At 62.7% G+C, this 25,926-nt stretch carries 29 protein-coding genes and 1 pseudogene; 15 read left to right on the top strand and 15 right to left on the bottom strand.

Annotated elements, in window-relative coordinates:
- The first annotated feature begins 29 nt into the window (after positions 1 to 29).
- The 5 genes from QMO82_RS27935 to rnhA all read left to right on the top strand — a co-directional run bounded on the left by QMO82_RS27935 (position 30) and on the right by rnhA (position 3,698).
- Entirely contained in the window at positions 30 to 410 is a 381-nt protein-coding gene (locus QMO82_RS27935) for a DUF983 domain-containing protein (protein WP_183605940.1), read from the top strand.
- Positions 403 to 1,158: an SURF1 family protein gene (locus tag QMO82_RS27940; protein ID WP_183605941.1), complete on the top strand. Its 756-nt coding sequence runs from the start codon at positions 403 to 405 to the stop codon at positions 1,156 to 1,158. Before QMO82_RS27935 ends, QMO82_RS27940 begins: the two co-directional genes overlap by 8 nt.
- 63 nt (positions 1,159 to 1,221) lie before the next feature.
- Positions 1,222 to 2,223: a 4-hydroxy-3-methylbut-2-enyl diphosphate reductase gene (gene ispH, locus QMO82_RS27945; RefSeq protein ID WP_183605942.1), complete on the top strand. Its 1,002-nt coding sequence runs from the start codon at positions 1,222 to 1,224 to the stop codon at positions 2,221 to 2,223.
- A 57-nt stretch (positions 2,224 to 2,280) separates the two neighbouring features.
- Positions 2,281 to 3,246: a homoserine kinase gene (locus QMO82_RS27950; RefSeq protein WP_183605943.1), complete on the top strand. Its 966-nt coding sequence runs from the start codon at positions 2,281 to 2,283 to the stop codon at positions 3,244 to 3,246.
- Complete coding sequence (gene rnhA, locus QMO82_RS27955; protein ID WP_003584727.1) at positions 3,243 to 3,698, top strand: ribonuclease HI; 456 nt, start codon at positions 3,243 to 3,245, stop codon at positions 3,696 to 3,698. The genes QMO82_RS27950 and rnhA overlap by 4 nt, the downstream gene beginning before the upstream one ends.
- 302 nt (positions 3,699 to 4,000) lie before the next feature.
- Here rnhA and QMO82_RS27960 read toward each other — a convergent pair whose 3' ends face one another.
- The 3 genes from QMO82_RS27960 to QMO82_RS27970 form a co-directional block, all read right to left on the bottom strand.
- Positions 4,001 to 5,074 carry a putative zinc-binding metallopeptidase gene (locus QMO82_RS27960; protein WP_183605944.1) on the bottom strand — a complete coding sequence of 358 codons (1,074 nt, stop codon included), beginning with the start codon at positions 5,072 to 5,074 and terminating at the stop codon, positions 4,001 to 4,003.
- A 91-nt stretch (positions 5,075 to 5,165) separates the two neighbouring features.
- A complete protein-coding gene (locus tag QMO82_RS27965) occupies positions 5,166 to 5,357 on the bottom strand; it encodes a CsbD family protein (RefSeq protein WP_003546001.1) in 192 nt (63 codons plus the stop codon).
- Positions 5,358 to 5,492: 135 nt separating this feature from the next.
- On the bottom strand, positions 5,493 to 6,098 hold the full coding sequence (locus QMO82_RS27970; RefSeq protein WP_183605945.1) for a YqgE/AlgH family protein: 606 nt from the start codon (positions 6,096 to 6,098) through the stop codon (positions 5,493 to 5,495).
- A gap of 140 nt (positions 6,099 to 6,238) precedes the next feature.
- Here QMO82_RS27970 and QMO82_RS27975 point away from each other — a divergent pair, with 140 nt between their 5' ends.
- The 6 genes from QMO82_RS27975 to QMO82_RS28000 all read left to right on the top strand — a co-directional run bounded on the left by QMO82_RS27975 (position 6,239) and on the right by QMO82_RS28000 (position 10,581).
- Complete coding sequence (locus QMO82_RS27975) at positions 6,239 to 7,090, top strand: protein-disulfide reductase DsbD domain-containing protein (protein ID WP_183605946.1); 852 nt, start codon at positions 6,239 to 6,241, stop codon at positions 7,088 to 7,090.
- A 92-nt stretch (positions 7,091 to 7,182) separates the two neighbouring features.
- Complete coding sequence (locus QMO82_RS27980) at positions 7,183 to 7,668, top strand: peroxiredoxin (protein ID WP_183605947.1); 486 nt, start codon at positions 7,183 to 7,185, stop codon at positions 7,666 to 7,668.
- 253 nt (positions 7,669 to 7,921) lie between these two features.
- Positions 7,922 to 8,050 (top strand): hypothetical protein, encoded by a 129-nt coding sequence (locus QMO82_RS27985; protein ID WP_277544211.1) that lies wholly within the window; start codon positions 7,922 to 7,924, stop codon positions 8,048 to 8,050.
- Positions 8,047 to 8,796, top strand: coding sequence for a metal ABC transporter ATP-binding protein (locus QMO82_RS27990; RefSeq protein WP_183605948.1), 750 nt, complete (start codon positions 8,047 to 8,049; stop codon positions 8,794 to 8,796). The genes QMO82_RS27985 and QMO82_RS27990 overlap by 4 nt, the downstream gene beginning before the upstream one ends.
- On the top strand, positions 8,793 to 9,665 hold the full coding sequence (locus QMO82_RS27995; protein ID WP_183605949.1) for a metal ABC transporter permease: 873 nt from the start codon (positions 8,793 to 8,795) through the stop codon (positions 9,663 to 9,665). Before QMO82_RS27990 ends, QMO82_RS27995 begins: the two co-directional genes overlap by 4 nt.
- A gap of 16 nt (positions 9,666 to 9,681) precedes the next feature.
- Positions 9,682 to 10,581 (top strand): metal ABC transporter solute-binding protein, Zn/Mn family, encoded by a 900-nt coding sequence (locus QMO82_RS28000; protein WP_183605950.1) that lies wholly within the window; start codon positions 9,682 to 9,684, stop codon positions 10,579 to 10,581.
- A 38-nt stretch (positions 10,582 to 10,619) separates the two neighbouring features.
- Here QMO82_RS28000 and QMO82_RS28005 read toward each other — a convergent pair whose 3' ends face one another.
- From QMO82_RS28005 to QMO82_RS28030, 6 genes and pseudogenes are all read right to left on the bottom strand, one after another.
- A complete protein-coding gene (locus QMO82_RS28005; RefSeq protein WP_183606647.1) occupies positions 10,620 to 11,324 on the bottom strand; it encodes a substrate-binding domain-containing protein in 705 nt (234 codons plus the stop codon).
- Positions 11,325 to 11,705: 381 nt separating this feature from the next.
- The gene (locus QMO82_RS28010; protein WP_183605951.1) at positions 11,706 to 12,014 is read right to left on the bottom strand and encodes a Dabb family protein; all 309 of its coding nucleotides are present in this window, start codon (positions 12,012 to 12,014) and stop codon (positions 11,706 to 11,708) included.
- Positions 12,015 to 12,137: 123 nt separating this feature from the next.
- Entirely contained in the window at positions 12,138 to 12,563 is a 426-nt protein-coding gene (locus tag QMO82_RS28015; RefSeq protein WP_246718183.1) for a hypothetical protein, read from the bottom strand.
- A 119-nt stretch (positions 12,564 to 12,682) separates the two neighbouring features.
- Positions 12,683 to 13,843, bottom strand: coding sequence for a M20 aminoacylase family protein (locus tag QMO82_RS28020; protein WP_183605953.1), 1,161 nt, complete (start codon positions 13,841 to 13,843; stop codon positions 12,683 to 12,685).
- Positions 13,840 to 14,022, bottom strand: a pseudogene (locus QMO82_RS28025) (M20/M25/M40 family metallo-hydrolase); the annotation flags it as partial. The pseudogene QMO82_RS28025 and the gene QMO82_RS28020, both read right to left, overlap by 4 nt.
- Before the next feature lie 92 nt (positions 14,023 to 14,114).
- On the bottom strand, positions 14,115 to 15,326 hold the full coding sequence (locus QMO82_RS28030; protein ID WP_183605954.1) for a diaminopropionate ammonia-lyase: 1,212 nt from the start codon (positions 15,324 to 15,326) through the stop codon (positions 14,115 to 14,117).
- A gap of 105 nt (positions 15,327 to 15,431) precedes the next feature.
- On the opposite strand from QMO82_RS28030, the gene QMO82_RS28035 reads away from it, so the two are divergent.
- A complete protein-coding gene (locus QMO82_RS28035; RefSeq protein ID WP_097619337.1) occupies positions 15,432 to 15,917 on the top strand; it encodes an Lrp/AsnC family transcriptional regulator in 486 nt (161 codons plus the stop codon).
- Positions 15,918 to 15,931: 14 nt separating this feature from the next.
- Here QMO82_RS28035 and QMO82_RS28040 read toward each other — a convergent pair whose 3' ends face one another.
- Genes QMO82_RS28040 through thrC form a run of 4 tightly spaced genes read right to left on the bottom strand, consistent with a single transcriptional unit; the run spans position 15,932 to position 22,212 of the window.
- Positions 15,932 to 18,844, bottom strand: coding sequence for a sensor domain-containing phosphodiesterase (locus tag QMO82_RS28040; protein WP_183605955.1), 2,913 nt, complete (start codon positions 18,842 to 18,844; stop codon positions 15,932 to 15,934).
- The gene (locus QMO82_RS28045) at positions 18,841 to 19,455 is read right to left on the bottom strand and encodes a GNAT family N-acetyltransferase (RefSeq protein WP_183605956.1); all 615 of its coding nucleotides are present in this window, start codon (positions 19,453 to 19,455) and stop codon (positions 18,841 to 18,843) included. The genes QMO82_RS28040 and QMO82_RS28045 overlap by 4 nt, the downstream gene beginning before the upstream one ends.
- A 30-nt stretch (positions 19,456 to 19,485) precedes the next feature.
- Entirely contained in the window at positions 19,486 to 20,784 is a 1,299-nt protein-coding gene (locus tag QMO82_RS28050; protein WP_183605957.1) for a pitrilysin family protein, read from the bottom strand.
- 3 nt (positions 20,785 to 20,787) lie between these two features.
- Positions 20,788 to 22,212 (bottom strand): threonine synthase, encoded by a 1,425-nt coding sequence (thrC, locus tag QMO82_RS28055; protein ID WP_183605958.1) that lies wholly within the window; start codon positions 22,210 to 22,212, stop codon positions 20,788 to 20,790.
- A gap of 263 nt (positions 22,213 to 22,475) precedes the next feature.
- On the opposite strand from thrC, the gene QMO82_RS28060 reads away from it, so the two are divergent.
- Positions 22,476 to 23,123 (top strand): hypothetical protein, encoded by a 648-nt coding sequence (locus tag QMO82_RS28060; RefSeq protein WP_183605959.1) that lies wholly within the window; start codon positions 22,476 to 22,478, stop codon positions 23,121 to 23,123.
- A 176-nt stretch (positions 23,124 to 23,299) separates the two neighbouring features.
- Here the strand turns inward: QMO82_RS28060 and QMO82_RS28065 are convergent, their stop codons facing one another.
- Positions 23,300 to 23,476 carry a hypothetical protein gene (locus tag QMO82_RS28065; RefSeq protein ID WP_183605960.1) on the bottom strand — a complete coding sequence of 59 codons (177 nt, stop codon included), beginning with the start codon at positions 23,474 to 23,476 and terminating at the stop codon, positions 23,300 to 23,302.
- Positions 23,477 to 23,554: 78 nt separating this feature from the next.
- Here QMO82_RS28065 and QMO82_RS28070 point away from each other — a divergent pair, with 78 nt between their 5' ends.
- Positions 23,555 to 24,391 carry an enoyl-CoA hydratase/isomerase family protein gene (locus QMO82_RS28070; protein WP_183605961.1) on the top strand — a complete coding sequence of 279 codons (837 nt, stop codon included), beginning with the start codon at positions 23,555 to 23,557 and terminating at the stop codon, positions 24,389 to 24,391.
- A 115-nt stretch (positions 24,392 to 24,506) separates the two neighbouring features.
- A complete protein-coding gene (locus tag QMO82_RS28075; RefSeq protein WP_183605962.1) occupies positions 24,507 to 25,076 on the top strand; it encodes a TetR/AcrR family transcriptional regulator in 570 nt (189 codons plus the stop codon).
- 50 nt (positions 25,077 to 25,126) lie between these two features.
- On the opposite strand, the gene QMO82_RS28080 is transcribed toward QMO82_RS28075, so the two are convergent.
- A complete protein-coding gene (locus QMO82_RS28080; protein ID WP_183605963.1) occupies positions 25,127 to 25,816 on the bottom strand; it encodes an HAD family hydrolase in 690 nt (229 codons plus the stop codon).
- Between the last annotated feature and the right edge of the window lie 110 nt (positions 25,817 to 25,926).

Genomic DNA, 25,926 nt, shown 5'->3' on the forward strand with positions numbered 1-25,926 from the left:
CGGCCGCCAAGGTTACGCAAAGGAATGGCATGAACGAGGACCGCGCCCATTTTCCCCCCGTCGATCCGGTCAAGACAGGCATCAAGGGCTGCTGCCCGCGCTGCGGCGAGGGTAAGCTGTTCGATGGCCTGCTCGGCGTAAAACCGCGCTGCGCCGCCTGCGGCCTCGATTATTCCTTCGCCGATTCCGGCGACGGCCCGGCCGTCTTCGTCATCCTCATCGTCGGTTTCATCGTCATCGGCATGGTGCTGTGGCTGCAGGTGAATTACGGACCGCCGATCTGGGTGCATATCCTGCTCTTTGCTCCATTGACGATCATCCTGTCGCTCACGACGCTGCGCTGGTTCAAGGGCATCCTGATCGCCATGCAATACCGCCACAATGCCCGCGAAGGACGCCTCAGTGACTGAAATAGAGCACGTAACGCCGCGCCGCCGGCTGCCTGTTGCAACCGGCATCCTGGTGCTGATCGCGCTCGCCATCCTGATTTCGCTTGGCACCTGGCAGGTGGAGCGCCTCCACTGGAAGGAAGGCCTGCTTGCCGATATCGCCGCGCGCCAGGCAGCAAGCCCCGTGCCGCTCGCCGACATCGAGGCGATAGCGGCCGCAGGCGGCGATATCGAATATCGCAAGGTCACCGCCACCGGCCGCTATATCAACAACAAGGAGCGGCACTTCTTCGCCACCTGGCGCGGCCAGACCGGCTATTACATCTATACCCCGCTGGAACTTGCCGACGGGCGGGCGCTCTTCGTCAATCGCGGCTTCGTTCCCTTTGACAATAAGGAGCCGGAGATGCGCATGCAGGGCCAGCTGACGGATCAGCAGACCGTCACCGGTCTCGCGCGCAGCAAACTGACCGGCAAGCCCTCCTGGGTGGTGCCCGACAACGACGTCGCCAAGAACATCTTCTACTGGAAGGACCTCGACGTCATGGCCTCCAGCGTCGGGCTGGAGAAAGCGCGCGTCATTCCCTTTTTCGTCGATGCCGATTCCACCCCCAATCCGGCCGGCCTGCCGATCGGCGGGGTGACCCAGGTGGATCTGCCGAACGACCATCTGCAATATGCCTTTACCTGGTACGGGCTTGCTGCCGTGCTCGTCGTCGTGGTGGTGATCTCCTGGTTCCGCAAGGGGACCAAGGCAGCCCCGCAATAGTATCGCTTCAATTCTTGGCCATATTGGGCTAGAGGTCCCTAAATCTCTCAACCCGGAACAGACATGAATATTGCGGCGAAACCTCCCTTGACGATCAGGCTCTGCGGCCCGCGCGGCTTCTGCGCCGGCGTCGACCGCGCCATCCAGATCGTCGTGCTGGCGCTGAAATCCTATGGCGCGCCGGTCTATGTGCGCCACGAGATCGTCCACAATCGTTATGTCGTCGAGGGGCTGGAGGCCAAGGGCGCCGTCTTCGTCGAGGAACTGGACGAGATCCCGGCCGAACATCGCGCCCAGCCGGTGGTCTTCTCCGCCCATGGCGTGCCGAAATCCGTGCCGGAGGATGCCGCGAGCCGCAACCTCTTCTATCTTGACGCCACCTGCCCGCTGGTCTCAAAGGTCCACAAGCAGGCGATGCGCCACAATCGCCTCGGGCGCCATGTCGTCCTCATCGGCCATGCCGGCCATCCGGAGGTGATCGGCACGATGGGGCAATTGCCGGAGGGCTCGGTTTCGCTGATCGAGACGATCGAGGATGCCGATGCCTATCTCCCTGCCGATCCCGACAATCTCGGCTATGTCACCCAGACGACGCTGTCGGTCGACGATACGGCCGGCGTCATCGCCCGCCTGCACGAGCGCTTCCCGAACCTGACGGCGCCGGCGGCGGACTCGATCTGTTATGCGACGACCAACCGCCAGGAAGTGGTGAAGCAGGCCGCCCCCGGCTGCGATCTCTTCATCATCGTCGGCGCGCCGAATTCGTCCAATTCCAAGCGCCTCGTCGAAGTGGCGCTCAGGGCAGGGGCGAAGAAATCGATCCTCGTGCAGCGCGCCGCCGAACTCGACTGGGACGAGATCGGGGCGATATCGACGCTCGGCCTTTCCGCCGGCGCCTCCGCCCCCGAGGTCATCGTCAACGAGATCATCGAGGCTTTCCGTGCCCGCTTCGACGCCCGCGTCGAGCTGGCCGAAACGGTGCAGGAGACCGAAAATTTCCTCGTCAACCGCGAACTGCGCAACATCGAGCTGACGGCGGCCGACATGGCTTTCGTCAACGGCTAGATCGGCCTTTCCTCCGGCAAATCCAATATCAACAGGGCATGAAGGGCGAGACCTCACTTGGCAGTCTATACCGATATCGCCGAAGACGATCTGAAATGGTTCCTGACGGAATATGACGCCGGCACGCTGCTCTCCTATAAGGGCATCGCCGAAGGCGTCGAAAACTCCAATTTTCTGCTGCACACCTCCAAGGACCCGCTGATCCTGACGCTCTATGAGAAGCGGGTGGAAAAGACCGACCTGCCGTTCTTTCTCGGCCTGATGCAGCATCTCTCCGCCCGCGGCCTGTCCTGCCCGCTGCCGCTGCCGCGACGCGACGGCGCGCTGCTCGGCTCGCTCTCCGGCCGCCCGGCGGCGCTGATCTCCTTCCTCGAGGGCATGTGGCTGCGAAAGCCGGAGGCCAGGCATTGCCGCGAGGTCGGCCGGGCACTGGCCGAGATGCATGTGGCCGGCGACGGTTTCGAACTCAAGCGTTCCAACGCGCTGTCGATCGATGGCTGGCGAGGGCTCTGGGAGAAATCGGCAGAGCGCGCCGGCGAGGTCGAGCCCGGCCTGCAGACCGAGATCCGCGGCGAACTCGATTTCCTCGCCGCCGCCTGGCCGAAGAGCCTGCCTGCCGGCGTCATCCATGCCGACCTCTTCCCCGACAACGTCTTCTTCCTGGGCGACGAACTCTCCGGCCTGATCGATTTCTATTTCGCCTGCAACGACCTGCTCGCCTATGACGTGTCGATCTGCCTGAACGCCTGGTGCTTCGAAAAGGACGGCGCCTACAACATCACCAAGGGCACGGCGATGCTGGCGGGCTACCAGAGCGTCAGGCCGCTGAGCGGCGAAGAGATCGCCGCTTTGCCGGTGCTGTCGCGTGGCTCGGCGCTGCGCTTCTTCCTGACCCGGCTCTATGACTGGCTGACGACGCCGGAGGGCGCCATGGTCACCAAGAAGGACCCGCTCGAATATCTGCGCAAACTGCGCTTCCACCGCCAGATCGGCTCGGCCGCCGAATACGGATTGAGCCTATGAAACACGTCGATATCTTCACCGACGGCGCATGCTCCGGCAATCCCGGCCCCGGCGGCTGGGGCGCCGTGCTGCGTTATGGCGACGTCGAAAAGGAGCTTTGCGGCGGCGAGGCGGATACGACCAACAACCGCATGGAGCTGCTGGCGGCGATCTCGGCGCTGCAGGCCTTGAAGAGCCCTTGCGAGGTCGATCTCTATACCGACAGCGCCTATGTCAAAGATGGCATCTCCAAGTGGATTTTCGGCTGGAAGAAAAACGGCTGGAAGACCGCCGACAAGAAGCCGGTGAAGAATGCCGAGCTCTGGCAGGCGCTGGAGGAAGCCCGCAACCGCCACAAGGTGACGCTGCACTGGGTCAAGGGCCACGCCGGCCACCCGGAAAACGAACGCGCCGACGAACTCGCCCGCCGCGGCATGGAGCCGTTCAAGAAGGGCAAGGCGGTTTCGTTTTAGGAAGCTGCCTCACGCATTCGCCAGAAAGCTCTCCGCCAACCCCACCCTCCGTCATCCTCGGGCGTGCCCCGAGGATCCACGCTGGTGTCCATCAGCACGAGACATGGATCCCAGGCTCAAGGCCTGGGATGACGGAGATTGGGGTGGCGTTCGCGCCAAACTCTCCGCTGGCTTACCACTCGCCACCAACCGACGGGCTTCGGAGAGAGTCGATGATGGGCAGGATTGCCTCTCATCTTGCTCCCTCCTGTGACATCCCTCGGGCAAAGCCCGAGGAAGGGAATGAGGATCTCTCTCGTCGCCTATTGCTGCCGCGCCGCGGCGGCCTGGATCAGCCGGTGCAGATATTCGAGTTTTGCCACAACAGGTGAGGAGAGCACGAAAGGGTAGGAGTCCGGCTGGCCCATGCTGCGCTGGATGGCGTTGATGGCGATGCTGAGCGGCACCCAGGCGCTGACCAGCTGTTCGGCGCTTCTGGCCCGGTAGGGGAGGAAATCGACCTCGCCCGATATTTCCTCATGGCCGCGTGGATCGATCGCGATGCCGAAGGCGCGGGCTGTTTCCAGCGTGTCGACGATATGGAGGTAATGGGCGAAACATTCGGCGAAATCCTCCCAGGGGTGCGATGCCGCATAGGCGCTGATGAAATTGTCCTGCCATCCCAGGGGCGCGCCGCCGGCATAATGGCTCTGCAGGGCTGCGGCATAATCCTGCCGTTCGTCGCCGAAGACGGCGCGGAAATCCGTGAGGCGATTCTGGTCGCGCACCAGCTTGTTCCAGATGAAATGGCCGGTCTCGTGGCGGAAATGGCCAAGCAGCGTGCGATAGGGTTCGTTCATCGAGCTGCGCGCCTGTTCGCGCGTCGCATCGTCGGCCTCGGCGGCGCGGATGGTGATCAGGCCTTCCTCGTGGCCGGTCATGGCGGGCACGACATAGCCGTTGCTTTGCAGGGAATCCTCGAGGAAATCGAAGACCAGGCCGCCCTGCGGGTCTTGCGCCCGATCGGGATGCGGCAGCCTCCAGCGCAAGAGCGAATAGAAGAGATGACGCTGCGCCTGGCTGATGCGCCGCCAGCGGTCGATGCCGTTCTGGGTGTCGGTGTTCGGAACCAGCCGGTTATGGCGGCAGGCGACGCAGAATTCGCTCCCGCTTTCGCCGTCCACCAGCCAATTGCAGATATCGAGGCCGGCATTGGCGCAGAAGCGCACCTCGCGGTCGGGATCGGAAACGAGCTGCCAGAGCGCGTCGTCGCGCGGCTCCAGCGCATGCATGGCGAGATCGCCGGGCAGGAAGCCGAGGCGATGGTTGCAGCGCACACAATGCCGGTTGTCGAAGTGGACGACCTGATCGCAATTGTCGCAGGCGAAAAGCTTCATCGTTATCTCTGCAAAGCGTTGGGAGCGGATTAAAAATGCCTGCCGCGCGAGAGGCGCAGCAGGCATGGTGCATGACGGATGAGCTTGTGGCTCAGAGCCGGTCGACGGCGCCCTTGAGCTTGTCCTTGACCTTGCCGGTCGCGACCTGTCCCTTGCCTTTGGCTTCCTGAACGGCGCCCTTGGCCTGCATTTCGCGATCATCCGTGGCCTTGCCGACGGCCTGCTTGGTCTTGCCGGCAATCTCGTTGGCCTTACCGGAAATCTTGTCGCTGGTGCTACCCATATGTGATGTCTCCTTGGTCAGCATGGGCCTCTTGCCCATGCTTGCCGAAATGAAACGTCACTTGCGGCTATTCGTTCCCGCTGGCTCGAGCCAGCTGTTTCTCGGGACAAAATTGCTGCTCGGGCCAACTGCGTCTCAAGCATGCCCGGCTTCGGCCGAAAGCATGGCGGCGGTCACGCCCATGCCGGCGAGCGCCCGCTCGTATTTGTCGTCGAGGCTGCGGTCGAAGATCAGTTCCTCATTGGCCGGGCAGGTGAGCCAGCCATTGTTGACGACCTCGTTTTCCAGCTGGCCGGCTGCCCAGGAGGAATAGCCGAGCAGCATCGTCGCCCGCGTCGGGCCATTGCCCTTGGAGATGGCGCGCACAATGTCGAGCGTTGCCGTCAGGCAGATGTCGTCGCTGACGGGGATCGAGGAGTCGCTGGAATAATCGTCCGAATGCAGCACGAAGCCGCGGCCGCTTTCCACCGGGCCGCCGGTCTGGATCGGGAAGTCGCGCGCCCTTTGCGGCAGCACGATCGAATCTTCCTGCTTGATCATATCGAGATGCAGCAGCACATCGGTGAAGGTCAGGCTCTGCGGCCGGTTGATGACGAAGCCCATGGCGCCGGCATCCGAATGCGCGCAGATATAGATCACCGTGCGGGCAAAGTTGCGGTCTTCGATGCCGGGCATGGCGATCAGGAACTGGCCATCGAAGAAGCCACGTTCCCGTCTGTTCTTCAGCGTCGATAAGGACATCGTTCCTCCTGCTGCCAACCGCACCGAGGCCTTGACAAGAGAAGCATGGGCCAATGTCACACATCAATCAACTGAAAATGAAGATTTAAATCGCCGCGGCTGCTGGCGGCCAAAGACCAGTTTCGGTAAACCGTTGTTCCATGATGGTTATTTCCTCGGTTCCGCGTCGGCTTTTCCTTGCGGTCATTTCGGTGGCCGCCGCCCTTGTCCCCCTTTGTTCCGCCCATGCGGAAATGAGCGGCTGGGCGGACAATGAGGGCGGCCGCATGCGCCTGGTGGCGCTCGCCCCCGATGCCGGGGGCAAAATCCGCGCCGCGCTGCAGATCGAGCCGAAACCCGGCTGGATCACCTATTGGAAGGAGCCCGGCGGCAATGGCATTCCGCCGCAGGTGACCATCGCGGCGGGCAGCGGTGTTTCGCTCGATGCCATCGCCTATCCCGTTCCCAAGCATTTTTTCAACGGCGCGATCGAGGATATCGCCTATGATGCGCCGGTGACGCTGCCGCTTTCGTTGACGGCGGCGGGCAAGGGTCCGGTCGAGATCGACGCTGCCGCCTTCATCGGCATCTGCAGGGATATCTGCATACCCTTCCAGGCGAATTTTCGGCTGAAGCTTGGCCCCGCCATCCAGTCGCACCCGCAGGAGGAGGCGATCCTCAAGGACGCCGATGCGACCCTGCCGAAGCCGCCATCGACCGATTTCGACGTGACGGCGCATGCGATGTCGCCTGATGGGAAGACGCTGTCGCTGACGCTGGTTTTGCCGGGCGAGGGCCTAGGTCAAGGCAAGAGCGCGCCCGATATCATCGTCACCGGGCCGAGCGGCTATGCTTTCACCAAGCAGATCGGCGGCAAACGCGACGGCGCCACTTTCAAGGTCGATATCGCTATCGGCAAGCTGCCGGAGAATTACGACATATCAGGCAAACGCTGGGGTGTGCTTGTCATCGACGGCGCGCGGGCGATGGAGACGACGCTTGCCTTTGAATGACCGGATCTTATAGTCGCTGCAGATCCCCTGCGGCGCCCGCCGCCAGGCTGGAACCCGCAGAACCCCCAAAGCCCGAACCCAAGGAGAAGACCATGACCATCGCGATCGGCGACAAGCTTCCTGCCGCCACCTTTAAGGAAAAGACGGCTGACGGCCCTGTTGAAATTACCACCGAGCAGCTGTTTTCCGGCAAGCGCGTCGTGCTCTTTGCCGTGCCGGGCGCCTTTACGCCCACCTGCTCGCTGAATCACCTGCCGGGTTATCTCGAAAACCGCGACACCATCCTCGGCAAGGGCGTAGACGACATCGCCGTCGTCGCTGTCAACGACTGGCATGTGATGGGCGCCTGGGCACAGTCCTCAGGCGGCGTCGGCAAGATCCACTTCCTCGCCGATTGGGATGCCGGCTTCACCAAGGCCGTCGGCCTCGACGCCGACCTCTCCGCCGGCGGCCTCGGCCTCCGCTCCAAGCGTTACTCGATGCTGGTGGAGGACGGCGTCGTCAAGGCCCTCAATATCGAGGAAAGCCCCGGCCAGGCAACCGTCTCGGGCGCTGCCGCAATGCTGGAACAGCTCTAAGCGTTCGAACAGATCTGCCCTTTCCCACAAGGGGGAGGGGCTGTACGTGCAGCGCTCGTTGTGCGTGCCATTGAACGACTGTGCGTGAGGGTTCCAGCCTCACATCGTCCAAAACCTCATAACAGACATCGCGACACATGAAAGGCGGCCGTTCGGTCGCCTCTTTCAATTGTGTGGGAGCTTCAATCCTCGCCTCAATCTTGCCGCAATCGTTATAACATAACCGTAATGTTATTACATTGTAGGATCAGCCATGCTACCAAGCCACGACCGCCCTTCCGTCAGCCTGCTGGGACAGTCGGCTTTATCTAGGGTGATCGGCATCGCGCTGGTCGTTGCGCTCCTGTGGCTGGCGATCTACTGGGCGGTTCTCTTGCCATGACGCCGCTGATCCGTCTTGAGAATTTGACCGTCGCCTATCACAGGCACCCCGCCGTCCATCATGTCTCCGGCGCCTTTGCCTCCGGCAGCCTGACGGCCATTGCCGGGCCGAACGGGGCGGGCAAGTCGACGCTGCTGAAGGCGATCATGGGTGAGCTTCGCCCGGCCGAAGGCAGGGTCGAGCATCGGTTAGGGCGGGCGGAATTCGGTTATCTCCCGCAGGCGGCCGAGATCGATCGGCGCTTTCCGATCTCGGTGATCGACACCGTCATGCTCGGCGCCTGGAAGAAGACGGGCGCTTTCGGCCGCATCGCGCCCGGCGAGGTGAAAAGGGCAGGTGAGGCGCTTGCCGCCGTCGGGCTCGAAGGCTTCGGCAAGCGCCATGTCGGGTCGCTCTCGGCCGGCCAGTTCCAGCGTGTGCTCTTTGCCAGGCTGCTGCTGCAGGATGCCGGCATCATCCTGCTCGACGAGCCGTTTACCGCGATCGATGCCCGCACCACCAAGGATCTCATCGATATCGTCGCCCGCTGGCATGGCGAGGGCCGCACTGTTATCACAGTGCTGCATGATTTCGACCTCGTCCGCACGCATTTCCCCGAGACCCTGCTGCTTGCCCGCGAGCTTGTGGGATGGGGCCCGACCGCAGAGGTCATGTCATCCGCCAATCTGATGAAGGCGCGCGCCATGGCCGAGCGCTGGGATGAGGATGCCGAGGCCTGCGAACCTCAAGAGGCGCCGGCGGCATGACGGCCTATGATCTCTTCCTGGCGCCCTTTGCCGATTTCGGCTTCATGCGCCGCGCGCTCGTCGCCTGCCTTTGCCTCGGGCTCGGCTCCGGACCGATCGGCGTTTTCCTGATGCTGCGGCGCATGAGCCTGATGGGCGACGCCATGAGCCATGCCGTACTGCCGGGTGCGGCGATCGGTTACCTGGTCGCCGGATCGCTGTCGCTGACGGCGATGGGCCTCGGCGGCCTGATTGCCGGCCTGTCGGTGGCGCTGCTATCGGGCGCCGTCAGCCGGATGACCGTGCTGCAGGAGGATGCGAGCTTCGCCAGCTTCTACCTCGCCTCGCTGGCGCTCGGCGTGTTGATCGTCTCGCTACGCGGCTCGAATATCGATCTCCTGCATGTGCTCTTCGGCACCATCCTGGCGATCGATGCATCGGCGCTCTATCTGATCGGCGCGATCACCTCGCTGACCCTCGTCATCCTCGCCTTCATCTACCGCCCGCTGGTGGCGGAATGTTTCGATCCGGGCTTCCTGCGCGCCGTCGGCGGGCGCGGCCCTGTCTATCACGTGTTCTTCCTGCTGCTGGTGGTGCTGAACCTCGTCGCCAGCTTCCAGGCGCTCGGCACGCTGATGGCGGTCGGACTGATGATGCTGCCGGCCGCCATCGCCCAGCTCTGGTCGCGCAGCCTGGCGGTGATGATGGCGATTGCGGCTGCCAGTGCCGCCGCCTCCGGCTATCTCGGCCTGATCGCCTCCTACCATCTCGAACTCGCCTCCGGCCCGACGATCATCATGACGGCGGCGATCCTCTACGGCTTTTCGATTCTTTTCGCGCCCTCCGGCTTAGCCCGGCGCTTCTTTCCCCGCCCGCATTTGAAGGGCTGATCCCAAGGAGACTTCGATGAACCCGCACAGACTGCTTCTCTCCGCAGCCATCCCCGCCTTGATGGCGCTGTCGGCCATGCCCGCTTCCGCGCAAACGCTGAAGGTTGTGGCGTCCTTCACCGTGCTTGCCGATGTCGTCAAGCAGGTCGGCGGCGAGCATGTGAAGGTGACGAGCCTCGTCGGGCCGAACGGCGATCCCCATGAATTCGAGCCGTCGCCGGCTGATGCGAAGAATTTGAACGCGGCGCAGCTTACCTTCGTCAGCGGCGAGGGCCTGGAAGGCTGGATGGACCGGCTGATCACCGCCTCGGGCTATAAGGGCAAGCCGGTCACCGTCTCCGAAGGCATCGACGTCAGCACCATGGAAGAGGACGGCGAGAAGATCACCGATCCGCATGTCTGGAACAGCCCCGTCAACGTCAAGATCTGGGTCGCCAATATCGAAAAGGCGCTGTCAGCGGCCGATCCCGCGGACGCCGCCGCCTTCAGGGCCAATGCCGAGAACTACACGAAGACGCTGGACGCGCTGAACGCCTACGCCCATGCGAAATTCGACAAGGTGGCCGACGATCGCCGCAAGGTGCTGACCAGCCACGATGCCTTCGGTTATTTCGGCCGCGAATATAATGTCAGCTTCCTCGCCCCACTCGGTCTGTCCACGGAAAGCGAGGCATCGGCCGCCGACGTCGCCAAGCTGATCGAACAGATCAAGAGCGAGCATGTGAAGGCCTATTTCTTCGAGAATTCCAACGATCCGCGCCTGGTCAAGCAGGTCGCCAAGGCAACCGGTGCCGAGCCCGGCGGCGAGCTTTATGTCGAGTCCCTGTCCGACGCCAAGGGGCCGGCGCCGACCTACGAGAAGATGTTCAAATACAATGTCGACCAGCTCGCCGCCGCCATGGCGAAATCGAGCTGACAATCGAGGACTGTGGGTCGTGCGCCGATCGTCGCTTATCAAGCACTCTCTCGACGGCGCTCGACACCCTTGACCTTCAGGATATCGTCAACGGCAGGGGAAGCCAAAAACTCCGACAGCCGTTTCGCAGCTTTCGCGTCCCTTGAATCGACGCTGATGCCAATGGCGAAGTCAATATAACTTTGGAGTTCTGCCGGAAACTGACCGACAAGCACGACCTCGGGAGCCGCGGCGAGAATCGAAGTCACGGGAACGACTGCCAACTCGGCTTCCCCACGGCCTACCGCCAGCGCCGTCTGCCCTCCCGCTATGGCCACGAGCTTGGGCTTCACCTCATCGGCTATTCCCAGGCGATCCAGCAAGCCCAAGAAGTAGCCACCGCTGGTTCCGTCACTGGCGTAGGCAATTGATGCCGCGCTCTTCAAGGCATCTGTGAATGCTTCTACCGACCCGATGTCGAGCGGTCTACTGCCCGCCTTGGCCGCCACGCCCATCCCTATTCTGCCGAACGCGACGTCACTCCCGCCCATGACCTTTCCCAAGGCGGTCAGATCCCGAACCATGGGCGGATTGATGATGACGAGGTCAAACGCTTCCCCGGCCTCAATCTGCTTCTTTACTGTCGGATTGACCTCCCACTTGACCGCAACCGTCAATCCCGTGGCGGTTTCGAACCGGGGAAGGAGGGCAAGGACGGCGGGTCGAACCGCGATCGCGCCAAAAAGCCGGATTTCCTGAGTCATGGCCCAACCCGAGGTCGGTGAAACGATGTCCGCTACGATACGGCTCCAGCCTGCATTCGGCAACTGCCGGCCATTCTCAGAGGTTGAGGTCGAAGACCAGCATGCCGGCAAGGCCGCATCCGTCGACGAGGCGATGCGCTCGCCCATGATCACATGCTCGGGATGGATGAGTCTGCTCAAGGCAGGATAAAGCCGAAGACCGCAATTGAAACGGCACGTGAAGGTTCTGGCAATCTCTAACTTTTTGTTTTAACGCAACTCCGGACGGAAAACCGTTTCGCACTTTTCCTGGAATTGCTCTAATTTCGCCGCCCAAACGAAAGGGCAGGCCTTCAAACAAAAGCTTGGGAACGGTACTGCGCTTCCAGGAACTGGACTGCTCTAAAGATTGAGGTCGAAGACCAGGATGCCGGCGAGGCCTCCATCCGTCGACGAGGCGATGCGCTCGCCGACGATCACATGTTCGGGATGGATGAGATAGGCATCGCGTGCCGCGGCGCTTTCGAAGGTCACGGCAAAACCGTCGACGAAGCCGCCATCCAGGCCCTCGGGCGAAACATTCGGTCCGTATTTGATATCCAATATGCCGGGAATGACCTGTTTCAGGGCGACGATCGCCGCAAACAGCGACTCCTTGTCCTCGGTCGTCACCGCGGTCTTCAGCCGCAGGAATACGCAGTGCAGGATCATCCGTGGTCCTCCCGATTTTCTGTGGCCCGATTTTCTTTGGGTGGAGAATAGCGGCGAAAGCCGGGAGGGCAATGAGATTTATTTTCACGCAAGCGTTGCGCCGCAAGCCGAGGCCCGGGCAGATTACATCTGGTCGGTCTTGACCAGGGGCCGCTTGTAGATCTTCTGGACGAGATCGCTTGCCAGCGCGCGGGCTTCGTCCTTCTCGGCCGCTGTCATCGGTCTGCAGGTGTTCCTGGTGTTGGAACTGTCGAGCACGGTCGTCGAACCGGAATTGGCGATGACCAGATGCCAGCTGCAGGAGGCGACCTTGTCGATGGCGACAGCACCATGGCAACCGGTGGACAGGCAGAAGGCAACGGTCACCTGCGCCCCGTGGTCGCCTTTATAGGCCAGCTCGACGGCTTTCTTGATATCCGTGACCCATCGCTCGCATTGCGCCTGTTTTGCCCCCGGCTGGCAGCTCTTGGTAACGGGAGTGATATCGCCGGCCTGAAGCGGCGATACGCAAAAAACACCCATCGAGAGGGTGAGCAGAAACTTGAGCATGGGATTTTCCTTGTGCAAGCAATGAGAGGCGCACATCGCAGGCCGTTGGTCAATGGCCCTTTATGAGAGGGAAGGGCGCGCGCCGGGCAGACGCCGGCGTACCGGTGAAAAATGCGATCTCAGCTTGCGTTCAGCCGTCTACGGACGATGCTTGCGTGGAATTTGGCGCCATGGAGGAGTCCGTCGTCGTTGAAATCGTAGTTCGGATTGTGAAGCGGCGCTGAGTCTTCGCCATTGCCCAGGAAGACGAAGCAGCCGGGGACATGTTCGAGGAAGCGCGCGAAGTCTTCCGATCCGGTCATCGGCTCGCGCCGGACCTTGATGTTCTCGGACGCAAAGACGCTGCGGGCTGCGGCAAATGCTTCCTCGACCAGGGCGGCATCATTGAGAAGGGGAACGAATTCTCTCGTATAGTTCACCTCGGCCGAGACATTATGGGCGAGTGCGGTGCCCTCCGCGATGCGGCGCATCTGCTTCTCGATCTCCGCGCTGACCTCGGGGCGGAAGCTGCGGGCATCGCCCAGAATGCGCGCCAGTCCAGGCAGAGCGTTGCGGGTGCCGTCGGTCAGCAGTTCCGTCACGGAGACGACGCCGATATCCGTCGGATCGAGCCTTCGGGAAACGATCGTCTGGAGGTTCGTCACCACTATGCAGGCGGCGACCAGGACTTCGTTGCCCCAGTGCGGACGCGCGGCGTGTCCGCCGACGCCCTTGAGCACTATCTCGAAATTGTCTTCCGCCGACATGATCGCGCCGACGCGGGTCTGGAAAACGCCGACCGGAAGACCTGGCATGTTGTGCAGGCCGTAGATTTCGTCGAATGGAAAGCGCGTCATCAGACCATCGGCGAGCATCGCCAACGCACCTTTGCCCCACTCCTCGGCAGGCTGAAAAATGAACCGGACAGTGCCGTCGAAATCGCCGTCTTCCGACAGCATCCTGGCGGCGCCAAGCAGCATCGCCGTATGGCCGTCATGGCCGCAGGCATGCATCACACCGGCGCTCTGCGACCGATAGGACTTCTCTCCCTGTTCGGTGATCCGAAGGGCATCCATGTCGGCGCGCAGCGCGATGGAGCGGTTGCCGCCGCCGCGCCTCAGGGTTCCGACAACCCCTGTGCCTCCAACACCTTCGACAACCTCGTCGAGCCCGAACTCCCGCAGCTTTTGCGCGACGAAAGCCGCCGTCCGCTGCTCCTCGAAGCCGAACTCGGGATGGCTGTGAAGGTCCCGCCTCCAGGTGGTCATTTCCTGTTCCAGCATCTGGTAGTCCACGCTCATTTCGGCAGTTCCCCTGTTGCAAGTCCGCAAACGACGTCGAGGAGGATATTCGCCCCCGCGACAAGCTCCGTGTCGGCCGTGAACTCCTTCGGATTGTGACTGATGCCGCCGCGGCTGGGCACGAAGATCATCGCGCTGGGCGCAATACCGGCGATCATCTGGGCGTCATGACCGTCCCCCAACCGGACGAGCCTGCCGCCTGCATCACGGCCGATCTCGCCGAGTTCTGCGATCCGTCCGAGCAGGCGAGAGGAATCGATCGAACGATGGCTCAACCTGAAGCTCCGGTCTTGTGTTTCGCGGCGACCGCGGCTGGTGACAGCCCGACGATCTCTTCATATTTGCCGGGGTCGGTCGCGCCTTCGGTGTTCACCAGGAAGATGCGGGAATGTCCGTCGAGAGACAGTGCTTGCCGGATCGCCGGATCGCCGATGGCGCCGATCAGCCCGGCAAGACCCACTCCGCCGCTTTCGCCGGCGACGATCGCGGGGTCGTTTCCAGCGGGATCGGCAAGCCGCTTCATCACTGCGATCGCGTCGTCTTCATCCACCGTCATGAATGCGTCGGCGACCCGGGAGAGAATACGCCAGGCGACGAGGGAAGGTTCGTAGCATTCGAGCATCGCCATGATAGTCGGCTCGCCGTGGGCAACGGTCACCAAATGTCCCGCCCGAGCCGTTTCGAACAGGCAGGCGGCGCGGGCGGGATCGACGACGATGAAGGTCGGGCGTTTGTCGCCGAAGGCGATGGCCATGTGGCCTGCGACAGCGGCGGCGATCCCGCCGACACCTGCCTGAATGAAGACATGGGTCGGCGGTTGCGGCATTGCCCTCAGGGCTTCCCGGACAAGGGCGGTGTAACCCTGCATCACCAGCCCGGGAATGCGCTCATAGCCGGGCCATGAGGTGTCCGACACGATCGTCCAGCCTTTTTCTTCGGCAATGCGCGCGGCCTCCCGAACGGAATCATCATAGGTCCCGTCGACACGGATCATATCCGCGCCGAAGCGAGCGATGGCGGCGACACGTTCGTCGCTGACACCGGAATGCACTGAGATCACCGCCCGTGCTCCCACCAGCTGCGCACCCTGCGCCACCGAGCGGCCGTGATTGCCGTCGGTGGCGCAGGCCACCGTCATCGTCTCGGCGATTTTGCGGACAGTCGAAGAATGCAATTCCGAGATATCGATTGCGCGGCCGAGCCTGTGCGCCGCTTCATCGAGGACGAGCCGGATCACGGCATAGGCGCCGCCAAGCGCCTTGAAGCTCCCGAGGCCGAGGCGGTGGCCTTCGTCCTTCATGTGGATCGAGGCGACACCGATTTCGGCGGCCAGCGCCGGCAGAGCGACGAGCGGCGTTTCCGCATGGTTTTCCCGGAAGGTCAGGTGGCGCTCGACGGCGTTTGCGGCATCCAGGCCGAGGATTTCGGCGTCGCGTGGGTCAAGCGGCTGACGATAGTCGGAAGAGCTGTTCAGCAGAAACATGGGCGCCTCACTTGCGTTGTCCTTTGAAACATATTGCAGCCGACGTGAAAAAGGCGCTGTATTTCGCGGGTATTTTTGCAAGTTTGTTTCGTTGGAGCCTTCATTTTGAGCCGACCGGGAAAATTTCCGCAGCTGGATGCTTTTGACCGCAAAATCCTGGCGATCCTGCAAAGGGACAATAGCACGCCGCAGCGGACCATCGGCGAAGCCGTCGGCCTGTCTGCGCCGGCCGTCCAACGCCGGATCAAACGGATGGCAGAGGAGGGGGTCATCCAGGCGAACGTCGCGGTTCTCGACCCCGCAGCGCTTGGGCAATCGATCACCATCTTCGTGGAGGTGGAGGTTATCAGCGAAACGTCAAAACAGATCGAAGAGGCCAAAAGCCAGTTCGCGGCCGCGCCTGAAATCCAGCAATGCTACTACGTCACCGGCGAGGCGGATTTCGTTTTGGTCATCGTCGTCCCGGCAATGGCCGACTACGAGGCTCTGACGCGGCGGCTGTTTTTCGGCAATAACAACGTCAAGCGCTTTCGGACATTCGTCGCGATGGATCGGGTGAAGGTCGGCTTGAGCGTTCCCGTCGAGCGCTGAGGCCGATCGCCCGGTCAGGCGCGCTTCGTCAGCGGAAAGCGCTCCCGAAGCAGCCGCAGCACCGATTCCGAAGGGATTGGCGGCCCGAAGAGATAGCTCTGTCCGTAGCTGCAGCCCATCTTGGCGAGTTCGATCGCATCCTCGTTGGATTCGATCCCCTCCGCCACCACCGTCATCTCAAGCTCGCGCGCCATCGATATCACCGAACGGAGCACGGTCGCCTTCTTGTCGCTGCCGTCGCGCACAAGCGCCTTGTCGAGCTTGATCATGTCGAAGGGGAAGCGGGTGAGATAGGCGAGCGACGAATAGCCGGTGCCGAAATCGTCGAGCGCCAGGCCGATGCCGGCTTCCTTCAGCTTCTGTAAGACGAGGCGGGCCTGTTCCGGATTTTCCATCACCATGGATTCCGTCAGTTCGAGCTTGAGGCGCGATGGCTGGCAATGCGTCTTGGCGAGAACCGACCGCACATCGTCATAGAGTTCGTTGTTGAGCAGTTGCACGCTCGACAGATTGATCGAGACGAAGATCGGCAGTTCGCCGGTCTGGTTCTGCCAGCTCATCAGATCGTTGGTCGCCTGTTCCAGCGCAAACATGCCGAGCGGACCGATGAGATCGGAGGCTTCGGCGATCGGAATGAATTCGGATGGCTGGATATTGCCGCGTTTGGGATGTTCCCAGCGCATCAACGCCTCGAAACCGGCGACCTCGACATCTTCAAGCCTGGCGATCGGCTGGTAGACCATCGACAATTCCTTGCGCTCGATGGCGCGGCGCAGATCGGTTTCCAGCTGCAGCCGGTCGGTGCCGAAGTCGCGGAAGGCCGGCTGGAACGGCTCGACGCGGTTGCCGCCGGCCCGTTTGGCCCGGTACATGGCAAGCTCGGCGTCGCTGAGCAGGCCGGTGGCGCTTTCCTGCCGGTCGACCCAGGAGGCAAGCCCGACCGAGGCCGTCAGGATGATCTCGCGATTGGCGAAGTTGATCGGCACCATGATCGCCTTGCTGATCGCATCGGCAAAATCGGCAACCTTGGCCGGATTGTGCTCGGACACCAGGATCAGGCCGAACTGGTCGCCGGCAAGCCGCGCCAGCGTGTCCTGCGGCTTCAGCAGCCGGCGGAGCCGCCGCGTCAGCGCGATGAGAATATTGTCGCCGGCAGCGACCCCGAGCGCATCATTGACCAGCTTGTAGCGGTCGATATCGATCACCATCACCGTCGGCCTGAGCGTGTCGCCGCCCGGCGCCAGCGCCAGCACCGACTGCAGCCGGTCGAGGAAGACCTGGCGGTTCGGCAGGCCGGTCAGATTGTCGTGCAGCGCATCGTGCAGCAGCCGCTCGACGGAATTCTTCTGCTCGGTCACGTCGACGATCGTGCCGACGCAGCGGATGATCTCGCCGTTCGAGCCGAGCACCGGCCGGGCACGGATCAGCAGCCAATGGAAATGGCCGTCCTCGGCGCGGATGCGGAACTCGTGGTTCAGCCGCCCGCGGCGATGTTCGAGCAGCACGTCGAGGGTGGCACGGAAGCGGTCGCGATCATCAGGGTGCAGCCGCGGCAGCCAGTTGCGGGCCGCGCCGTGCATGGCGCCTGGCGATAGGCCGAGCTTGACCGAGACGTCGGGAATTGTGACGACGCGGTCGCGCGCCACATCCCAGTCCCACACCATGTCGCCGGATCCGGTCAGCGCTAGGGATTGCCGTTCGAGATCGGAAAACAGCCCCTGCTGGAAAGCGCCGCCGGCAAAGGCGTGCTGCATGACGGTGAAGCCGATCAGGAGCACGATCAGCACCAGGCCGCCGCCGAGGGCCGGCTGGATGATGTCGTTGTCAAGCCGGCCGGTGACCGTCAGCCACGCCCCGAACAGCCAGACGAGCGTCAGCGCCCAGGCCGGCACCAGCAGGATGGCGCGGTCATAGCGGTTGAAGCCGAGATAGATGATCAAAAGCAGGCCGGTCGCCGCCGTCAGCGCGAAGGACAGCCTGGCGATGCCGGCGGCAATCGACGGATCGTAGATCGCCACACCGAACAGCAGGGCAAGGCCGAGCACCCAGGCAAGCGTGGCATAGCCGAGATGCGCATGCCAGCGGTTGAGGTTGAGATAGGTGAAGAGAAAGATGACGAAACTGGAGGCCAGCGCCACCTCGGCGCAGGCGCGCCATATTCGCTGGTCGGCCGAGGCGACGCTGATCAGCTTGCCGAGGAAACCGAAGTCGACGCAGATATAGCCGAGTACCGCCCAGGCAAGGGCTGCGGTTGCCGGCAGCATCGACGTGCCCTTGACGACGAAGAGGATGGTCAGGAACACGGCGAGCAGGCCGGCAATGCCGAGCACGATGCCGCGATAGAGCGTGAAGGCGTTGATCGTGTCCTTGTAGGCGTTCGGTTCCCAGAGATAGATCTGCGGCAACTCCGGCGTCGACAGCTCGGCGACGAAGGTGATGACGGCGCCGGGGTTCAGCGTGATGCGGAAGACGTCGGCCTCGTCGCTCGGCTGCCGGTCGAGCGCGAAACCTTCGCTGGGCGTGATGGCGCTGATGCGCTGCGAGCCGAGATCCGGCCAGAACAGCTTGGAATTGACCAGACGGAAATGCGGCGCGACGATGACGCGCTCGAGCTGTTCCTCCGAAACATTGGCGAGCGCAAACACCGCCCAGTCGCCCTGGTGGTTCTCCGAGCTTGCCCTGACTTCGATACGGCGGCGGATGCCGTCGGCGCCCGCGGCCGTCGAAACCTGGAAGGCCTCGCCCTGGTTGACGTAGATTTCGGTGGTCGCGGTCAGATCGAGCGCGGTATCGTCGCGGGAAATCTTCACCGGTTCGGCCGCCTGGGCAGCGCCCGCCATCAAGGCGAAGGCTGCCAGGAAAAGGGCTGCGATCACCGCGATCACTCGTCCGGACGGTGACTTGGGCAGCATGCGGTCTCTGGTCATCGGCTGTCGGTTTTCCTGCCTTTATCCGTATCGGTGGCGAGATGTGAAAACATCACATGGTCATGCCACTGACCGTTGATCTTCAAGTATCCGCGCAGATAGCCCTCCTTCTGAAACCCGGCCTTTTCAAGCAGACGGATGCTGCGCGCGTTATCTGGAATACAGGCTGCTTCGATACGGTGCAACTCAAGCCCGGTGAAGATGTAAGGAATAACCATTTGCAGAGCGGCGAACATATGCCCCTGGCCGGCATGGCGTTCGCCCATCCAGTAGCCGATCATGCAGCTTTGTGCCGCACCCCGCCTGATATAACCGATGGTGATGCCGCCGACGAGCGTCATGTCGTCTTTGAGGAAAATGAACAGCGGGATCGCCTGGCCCGAAGCATATTCCTGCTTGCCGCGGATGACGCGGGCGCGGTAGGCGCCCTCCGTCAGCTCGTCGCGCCGCCAGGTCGGCTCCCAGGGTTCGAGGAACTTGCGGCTTTCGGCGCGCAGCCGGTGCCACTGGTTGAAATCCTGGTAGCGCGGCAGGCGCAAGAGATATCTGTCGTTCTCCAGCTCCACCGCTTCCGGCTGCCGCGACAGAAACCGAAACACCGATTTTGGCATCGATCACTCCCGGCAAGGACGAACGCCGGCTCAGCGGCCGGCCTGCATCGTCTTCGGTGCCGGGACCGAAAGCGAAGCGGTGATGTCTTCCATCGGTGCGAGCTGTTCCAGCGGCCCGATCGCTGAAAGCGTCGGCACCGTATCGTAGAACAGCCGGCCGGCCAGATCGGTCAGCCGCTCGATGGTGATGCCTTCCAGCCGTTCCATCATCTCCGGATTGGAGATCGGCCGGCCGTAAAGCATCATCTGCCTGGCGATCTGGCCGGCGCGCGACGCCGGGCTTTCCTGGCCCATCAGCAGCTGGGCGCGGATCTGGGCGCGGGCGCGCTCGATTTCCTTCTGGTGGATCTGATCGGCTGATTTGTGCAGCTCGTCGATGATGACGGGCACCAGTTCCGGCAGGTTTTCGCCGCCGGTCGCGGCATGAATGCCGAAGATGCCGGTGTCGGAAAAGCCCCAGTGGAAGGCATAGACGGAATAGCAGAGACCGCGGAACTCGCGCACCTCCTGGAACAGCCTGGAGGACATGCCGCCGCCGAGGATATTGGCGAGGATCTGCGAACAGTAGAAATCGCGGGCGTGGTAAGGTTTGCCCTCGAAGCCGAGCAGGATCTGCGCGTCCATCAGGTCGCGCGGTTCACGCACGCTGCCGCCGATATAACGCGCCGCTTCCATGACCGGCGGGGCGGAAGGCGACGTCGGCAGACTGGCGAAACGCTCCTCGACCATGCGGACGAATTCTTCGTGCTCGACGGCGCCGGTGGCGACCACGAACATGCGGTCGGTCGTGTAGTTGCGGCCGAGATAGCCGCGGATCTGCTGCGGCGTGAAGGAGACGACGGTCTCCGGCGTGCCGAGGATTGCCCGGCCGAGCGTCTGGTCGCGATAGGCGACCTCGGAGAACCGGTCGAACACCACGTCGTCGGGCGTGTCGTTGGCAGCGTTGATTTCCTGCAGGATCACCTGCTTCTCACGCTCCAGCTCCTCCTCCTCGAAGGCCGATTCCGTCAGGATGTCGGCGAGGATGTCGACGGCAAGCGGTACGTGGTCCTTGAGGACGCGGGCGTAATAGGAGGTCGTCTCGGTCGAGGTGGCGGCGTTGACTTCGCCGCCGACATCCTCGATTTCCTCGGCGATCTGGCGGGCCGAGCGGCGCGCCGTGCCCTTGAAGGCCATGTGCTCGAGCAGGTGGGCGACGCCGTGCTCGTCTTCCGTCTCGTTACGCGATCCCGATTTGATCCAGACTCCGAGCGCAACGCTTTCAAGGTGCGGCATGGTCTCTGTAACTACTGTCAGCCCGGATTTCAGCCGGGTGCACTCAACTGTCATTGGCTATCTTTCTGCGCCTGCCGTCGTCTCGCCGCGGGCATGTTTGCCGATAAAGGTTTCCACGGCTTTCAGCTCCGGTTCGATGATCTGGAAACGCTCCTCCCTGTGCATCAGTTCAGCAAGCCACGTCGGAAGCGCCGGGTCAATACCGCTGGCCGATTTTACGGCAACCGGGAATTTCGCCGGATGCGCGGTCGAAAGCGTCACCATCGGCGTATTCGGCTTTTCTTTCTTGTTGGCGACGAAGACGCCGATCGCCGAATGCGGATCAAGCAGATAACCGGTCTCGGCATGGGTCTTGCGGATCGTCTCGGCCACCTGGCTCTCGCTGGCGCGGCCGGCGCGGAAATCGCGGCGGATCGCCTTCAGCGCTTGCGCGCCGATCTCGAAACCGTTGGATTGCTTGAGGCTTTCCATCGCGGCGCGCACCTTGGAGGCGTCGCGCCCATAGGCTTCGAACAGCAGCCGTTCGAAGTTCGACGAGATCTGGATGTCCATAGACGGCGAAGTCGTCGCCTTGACGGCCTTCATGTCGTAGCGGCCGGTCTTCAGCGTCCGCGCCAGAATGTCGTTTTCGTTGGTGGCGATGACAAGCCGGTCGATCGGCAGGCCCATGCGCTTGGCGCAGTAGCCGGCAAAGATATCGCCGAAATTGCCTGTCGGCACCGTGAACGAGATCTTCCGGTCCGGCCCGCCGAGCGCCACCGCTGCCGTGAAATAATAGACGATCTGGGCCATGATGCGCGCCCAGTTGATCGAGTTGACCCCCGACAGACGAACCTTGTCGCGGAAGGCCACGTCGTTGAACATCGCCTTCACCAGGTTCTGGCAATCGTCGAAATTGCCCTCGACCGCAAGCGCATGCACATTTGATGACGGCGAGGTCGTCATCTGCCGCTGCTGCACCGGCGAGACCTTGCCATGCGGGAACAGGATGAAGATGTCGGTGCGCTCGCGGCCGGCGAAGGCGTCGATCGCAGCCCCGCCGGTATCGCCCGAGGTGGCGCCGACGATCGTTGCCCGCTCGCCGCGCTTCTCCAGCGCATAATCCATCAGCCGGGCGAGCAGCTGCATCGCCACGTCCTTGAAGGCGAGCGTCGTGCCGTGGAACAGCTCCATGACGAAGCTGTTCGGACCGGTCTGGACGAGCGGCGCGATCGCCGGATGGCGGAAGGTGCCGTAGGCCTCGTCGATCATCGCCCGGAAGGTGTGGTCGGGGATCTCGCCATTGGTGAAGGGCGACAGGATGGTGAAGGCGACCTCCTGATAGCTCTTGCCGCGCAGCGCCCGGATTTGCTTCTTGGAAAAGCTCGGCCATTCCCGGGGAACGTAGAGCCCGCCATCGCGCGCCAGCCCGGTCAGCAGGGCGTCGCAAAAGCCGAGGGCAGGGGCCTCGCCGCGGGTCGAGATATAGTCCACGTTCGTCATCCTTGATCTATCGCTGGAAGAAACCCGGCCGGGCGCAGCCGTGGCTCGCTCTGCCGAAAGTTGGAGAGTGGCTGCCCTGCAGGCACGCCATCGCGGGTATCCTGTTGAAGTTGCCCGCATCCGGCGGCGAAAAGTGCATCAAAACGGTGCTTACCCAATCGATTTTTGTTTGCGCCGCTGATATAGACCATCGCAAACCGTCATGAAAGGCCTCGTGAAAAAGACATAGGGCCTCCAAGAAACGCTTGTACAAGGGATGGAATATGGTGCTCGGCAAGGTCTCGCGTCTCATCGTCTCCGCATCTGCTCTTGCCCTGCTCGCTAGTTGTAACTCGCTCGGCATAGGCGGCGACAGCAAGTCGTCTGCATCGCCGGCCCAGCCGAACGGCACCGCCCAGATCATGCCGCTGGCACCCGCCAACCCCTCCTCGAACAATCCGTCGATCGGCACCGCCACGACGGCGCAAGGCACCGTCGCCCCCGTCGTCCAGGGCGCCTGCCCGCAGATCTTCATGCGTGACCAGGATGCGATCTTCCGTACCTATGCCAAGGGCAAGAAGGACGATCCGCAGCAGATCGTCTTCCAGGCCTCCTTCGGCGATTACACCCGCCAGTGCACGCTGAACGACACGAACCTGACGATGACGGTCGTCGCCCAGCTGCGCCTGATCACCGGCCCGGCCGGTGCGCCAGGCCCGGTGACGCTGCCGATCCGCGTCACCATCCTCGACGGCGAAACCGTGCTCTATTCCGAGGTCACCAAATTCGCGACCGCGATCCCGGCAGGCGCGCCGGGCACGCAGGTGATCTTCCGCAAGGACGGCATCAAGATGCCGGCCGGCGCCGGCGCCCTGGTGCGCGTCAATGTCGGCTTCGACACCCAGCCGGCGAAGACCAAGAAGAGCAGCTAGGGCTGTCCCGGAAACTGCATCCGATAGCGGCCCCTTATCCGGCTGCCGCCACCTTCTCCCCGTAGCCAAGGGACATGCCGCGCCCTCTCCGTTCCCCTCTCGCTCTCACAGGGCACGCCCCCTCTCCCCGTTTGCGGGGAGAGGGCTAGTCGGGATCGACATTCAGCGTAACCAGATCATGGCGGCGGCGATGTCCCCGCCGACGATTCGATCGACGCCATCGAGACGCCGATTTTTCTGAGCGGCTCCGCTTCCCCAGCCGCCTGTAGCGGTTGCCCGATGGTCTCGGCGGTCGCGTCGTTGACAATGAGGATGATGACTGTCATCTTGACGTTGAGGATGATGATTGTCATCCTCTTTGTTGTCAATCAGTTGGTCTGCGCACCCGACACTTCCGGTGCTCAGCGCCCTAGAACGAAGGTATCTTTCTTATGAATGCTCCACTGACCCAATTCACGATCACCGAGGCAGCGCCGGGATACTGGCGGGTGACCTTCAACAATCCGCCGCTGAACTTTTGCGATCCAGAAACCCTTATCGAGCTGCAGCAGATCGTCGGTCTCATCGAGTCCGATGACACCTTGCGGGTGGTCGTGTTCGATAGTGCTGACCCGGACTTCTTCGTCAATCACTTCGACGTCTCCCGGTTCGCCGATTTTCCCCTGACGCCGGGACCGACTGGTCTGCCGACGTTCATCGATGCCACGACACGGTTGACCACCTCCCCGGTCGTAACCATCGCGTCGATTCGGGGTCGTACGCGCGGCGGCGGTTCTGAAATTGCTCTGGCATGTGACATGCGTTTTGCCAGCCTGGAGCGAGCAATCTTCGCTCAGATCGAAGTCGGGGCAGGCGTGTTCCCAGGCGGTGGCGCGACCGAGCGCCTGCCACTCCTCGTCGGACGGGCCAGGGCGCTCGAAATCGTCCTCGGCAGCGACGATTTCGACGCAGCAACGGCAGCGCATTACGGGTGGGTGAACCGCGCACTCCCCGATGATGAACTCGACGCCCACGTCGACAACCTCGCCCGGCGCATCGCGTCGTTCGACAAGCCTGCGCTCGCCGAGGCCAAGCGGCTGATCAACCGCAAAACCCTGCCGTCCGCTGAGGACCTGATGGAGACGCAGGACGCTTTCCTCAACTCGTTCTCTTGGCCGACGGTCCCTGAGCGGGGAGCCCGGATAGCGCAAAAGCGCGATGAAGTGGGTTCTGACTTCGAGGCGCGCATGAGTTATCACCTCGGCAATCTCAGCACCGAAACCCAATGATACCAACAGCGGCCCCTGGAGTGGGCCGCAGCCTTGGGGTTCGTTCGCCTCGACTGGATTGTTACCAAACTCGTTAGGATATAACTGGTGTCGCATCGGGGCAGGAGGTCCATTCATGGGTAGTTCGAAAGCTGACAAGGCGGCAAGCCACGATCGAATCGTCGACATCGCTGCGGCTCGAATGCGCGGCAGTGGTATAAACGGTGTCGGAGTAGCGGAGCTGATGCGGGAAGCCGGCCTGACGCACGGCGGCTTCTACCGTCATTTCGAGTCCCGAGATGAACTGGTCGGCGCCGCGGTGGAACGCGCCTTGGCTCAGGGAAGTGCCCGGACAGTGGCTGCGTCCGGTCAGGGTGGCAGACGGGCGCTCGAAGCGATCGTCGACGACTACCTCAGCCCAGCCCACCGCGCCCGCCCTGAGGCCGGATGCGCAGTGGCCGGGTTGGCCGAGGACATTTCGCGCGCGGATGATCGAACCCGCTCGGCCTACGGACGCCAGGTCGAGCAGTATCTCGAGCTTCTGGCCGGGTTGACGCCGGGTACGGACGCCGCTGGTGATCGACGTCGCGCCTGCTTGGTACTCAGCGCACTGGTTGGTGCCCTTGCCATGGCACGAGCAATCGGCGAAGGGGGCCTGTCCGACGAAATCCTCTCCGAGACCGCGACGGCACTCAAGGAGCTCTAGATTAGCGTGCGGGCAGCCATACGCTCAAACCAGAGCGGGCTGGCGGCGCTTCAGAGAACGTTGTCCCAGGCGGCCAATGCCGCGACGACGCCCGGCAGGTCGTTAATGCGGGAGATCGCCGTTTCGGCGCCGGCATCGGTCAATTTGTCGGCATGGGCGGGATAGCTGTGCGAGGCGCCGGTGAAGCCGATGACGCGCATGCCGGCGGCGCGAGCCGCATGCACGCCGTGCACGGAATCCTCGACCACGACAACCCTATCGGGCGACACGCCCATCTGGCTTGCGCCGTGCAGGAAGATATCGGGCTTCGGCTTGGCGCGGTCGGGGCCGAGATCCTTGGCGGAGAAAATGTTCGGCGCAAACAGCGGCTTCAGCCCCACCTTGCTCAGCATCATGTCGAGCCGCTTGCTGCTCGAATTCGAGCAAATACAGCGCTTCATCGGCAGCCTGGAGACGGCGAATTCGACGCCGGCAATGGGCTGGACGTCGTTGGCCAGCCTGAGGTCGAGCATCTTCTCCGACTTGTCGAGCAGCGAGGCCGAAAGCGGGATGCTCGCCTCACGCTCGATCTGCAACAGGATGTTGCGCCATGTCATGCCGGCGAAGCGTTCGCCCATTTCTTCGACGCTGATCGGATATCCGGCCTCCGTCAGCAGCGCGGATTCGACTTCCGCGGCGATGATTTCCGAATCGACCAGAACGCCGTCGCAGTCGAAGATGATGAGGTCGAAGCCGTCCATATGTTCACGCCTTGCTGAAATCTGGGCCGAAAGCCTGGGTCTTGTCCGGGAATGCTGCGGCTTTACACGATGCCCGGCCAAAGCTCAACCTGATCCCAAGCATGGCTGCG

Origin of the sequence: Rhizobium sp. BT04, assembly GCF_030053135.1 — a bacterium.
GTDB lineage: Bacteria > Pseudomonadota > Alphaproteobacteria > Rhizobiales > Rhizobiaceae > Rhizobium > Rhizobium binxianense.

Bases quoted from the DNA above. Each gene is read 5' to 3' on its own strand.
- QMO82_RS28060 (WP_183605959.1), top strand. From the start codon at position 22,476: ATGGTGCTCGGCAAGGTCTCGCGTCTCATCGTCTCCGCATCTGCTCTT.
- QMO82_RS28015 (WP_246718183.1), bottom strand. From the start codon at position 12,563: ATGCTCAAGTTTCTGCTCACCCTCTCGATGGGTGTTTTTTGCGTATCG.
- QMO82_RS28045 (WP_183605956.1), bottom strand. From the start codon at position 19,455: ATGCCAAAATCGGTGTTTCGGTTTCTGTCGCGGCAGCCGGAAGCGGTG.
- thrC (WP_183605958.1), bottom strand. From the start codon at position 22,212: ATGACGAACGTGGACTATATCTCGACCCGCGGCGAGGCCCCTGCCCTC.
- QMO82_RS28040 (WP_183605955.1), bottom strand. From the start codon at position 18,844: ATGACCAGAGACCGCATGCTGCCCAAGTCACCGTCCGGACGAGTGATC.
- QMO82_RS27965 (WP_003546001.1), bottom strand. From the start codon at position 5,357: ATGGGTAGCACCAGCGACAAGATTTCCGGTAAGGCCAACGAGATTGCC.
- QMO82_RS28010 (WP_183605951.1), bottom strand. From the start codon at position 12,014: ATGATCCTGCACTGCGTATTCCTGCGGCTGAAGACCGCGGTGACGACC.
- QMO82_RS28080 (WP_183605963.1), bottom strand. From the start codon at position 25,816: ATGGACGGCTTCGACCTCATCATCTTCGACTGCGACGGCGTTCTGGTC.
- QMO82_RS27970 (WP_183605945.1), bottom strand. From the start codon at position 6,098: ATGTCCTTATCGACGCTGAAGAACAGACGGGAACGTGGCTTCTTCGAT.
- QMO82_RS27975 (WP_183605946.1), top strand. From the start codon at position 6,239: ATGATGGTTATTTCCTCGGTTCCGCGTCGGCTTTTCCTTGCGGTCATT.
- QMO82_RS28075 (WP_183605962.1), top strand. From the start codon at position 24,507: ATGGGTAGTTCGAAAGCTGACAAGGCGGCAAGCCACGATCGAATCGTC.
- QMO82_RS28065 (WP_183605960.1), bottom strand. From the start codon at position 23,476: ATGACAATCATCATCCTCAACGTCAAGATGACAGTCATCATCCTCATT.
- QMO82_RS27995 (WP_183605949.1), top strand. From the start codon at position 8,793: ATGACGGCCTATGATCTCTTCCTGGCGCCCTTTGCCGATTTCGGCTTC.
- QMO82_RS28030 (WP_183605954.1), bottom strand. From the start codon at position 15,326: ATGTTTCTGCTGAACAGCTCTTCCGACTATCGTCAGCCGCTTGACCCA.
- rnhA (WP_003584727.1), top strand. From the start codon at position 3,243: ATGAAACACGTCGATATCTTCACCGACGGCGCATGCTCCGGCAATCCC.
- QMO82_RS28000 (WP_183605950.1), top strand. From the start codon at position 9,682: ATGAACCCGCACAGACTGCTTCTCTCCGCAGCCATCCCCGCCTTGATG.
- QMO82_RS27985 (WP_277544211.1), top strand. From the start codon at position 7,922: ATGCTACCAAGCCACGACCGCCCTTCCGTCAGCCTGCTGGGACAGTCG.
- QMO82_RS28050 (WP_183605957.1), bottom strand. From the start codon at position 20,784: ATGACAGTTGAGTGCACCCGGCTGAAATCCGGGCTGACAGTAGTTACA.
- QMO82_RS28070 (WP_183605961.1), top strand. From the start codon at position 23,555: ATGAATGCTCCACTGACCCAATTCACGATCACCGAGGCAGCGCCGGGA.
- ispH (WP_183605942.1), top strand. From the start codon at position 1,222: ATGAATATTGCGGCGAAACCTCCCTTGACGATCAGGCTCTGCGGCCCG.
- QMO82_RS27990 (WP_183605948.1), top strand. From the start codon at position 8,047: ATGACGCCGCTGATCCGTCTTGAGAATTTGACCGTCGCCTATCACAGG.
- QMO82_RS28005 (WP_183606647.1), bottom strand. From the start codon at position 11,324: ATGACTCAGGAAATCCGGCTTTTTGGCGCGATCGCGGTTCGACCCGCC.
- QMO82_RS27980 (WP_183605947.1), top strand. From the start codon at position 7,183: ATGACCATCGCGATCGGCGACAAGCTTCCTGCCGCCACCTTTAAGGAA.
- QMO82_RS27935 (WP_183605940.1), top strand. From the start codon at position 30: ATGAACGAGGACCGCGCCCATTTTCCCCCCGTCGATCCGGTCAAGACA.
- QMO82_RS27960 (WP_183605944.1), bottom strand. From the start codon at position 5,074: ATGAAGCTTTTCGCCTGCGACAATTGCGATCAGGTCGTCCACTTCGAC.
- QMO82_RS28020 (WP_183605953.1), bottom strand. From the start codon at position 13,843: ATGAGCGTGGACTACCAGATGCTGGAACAGGAAATGACCACCTGGAGG.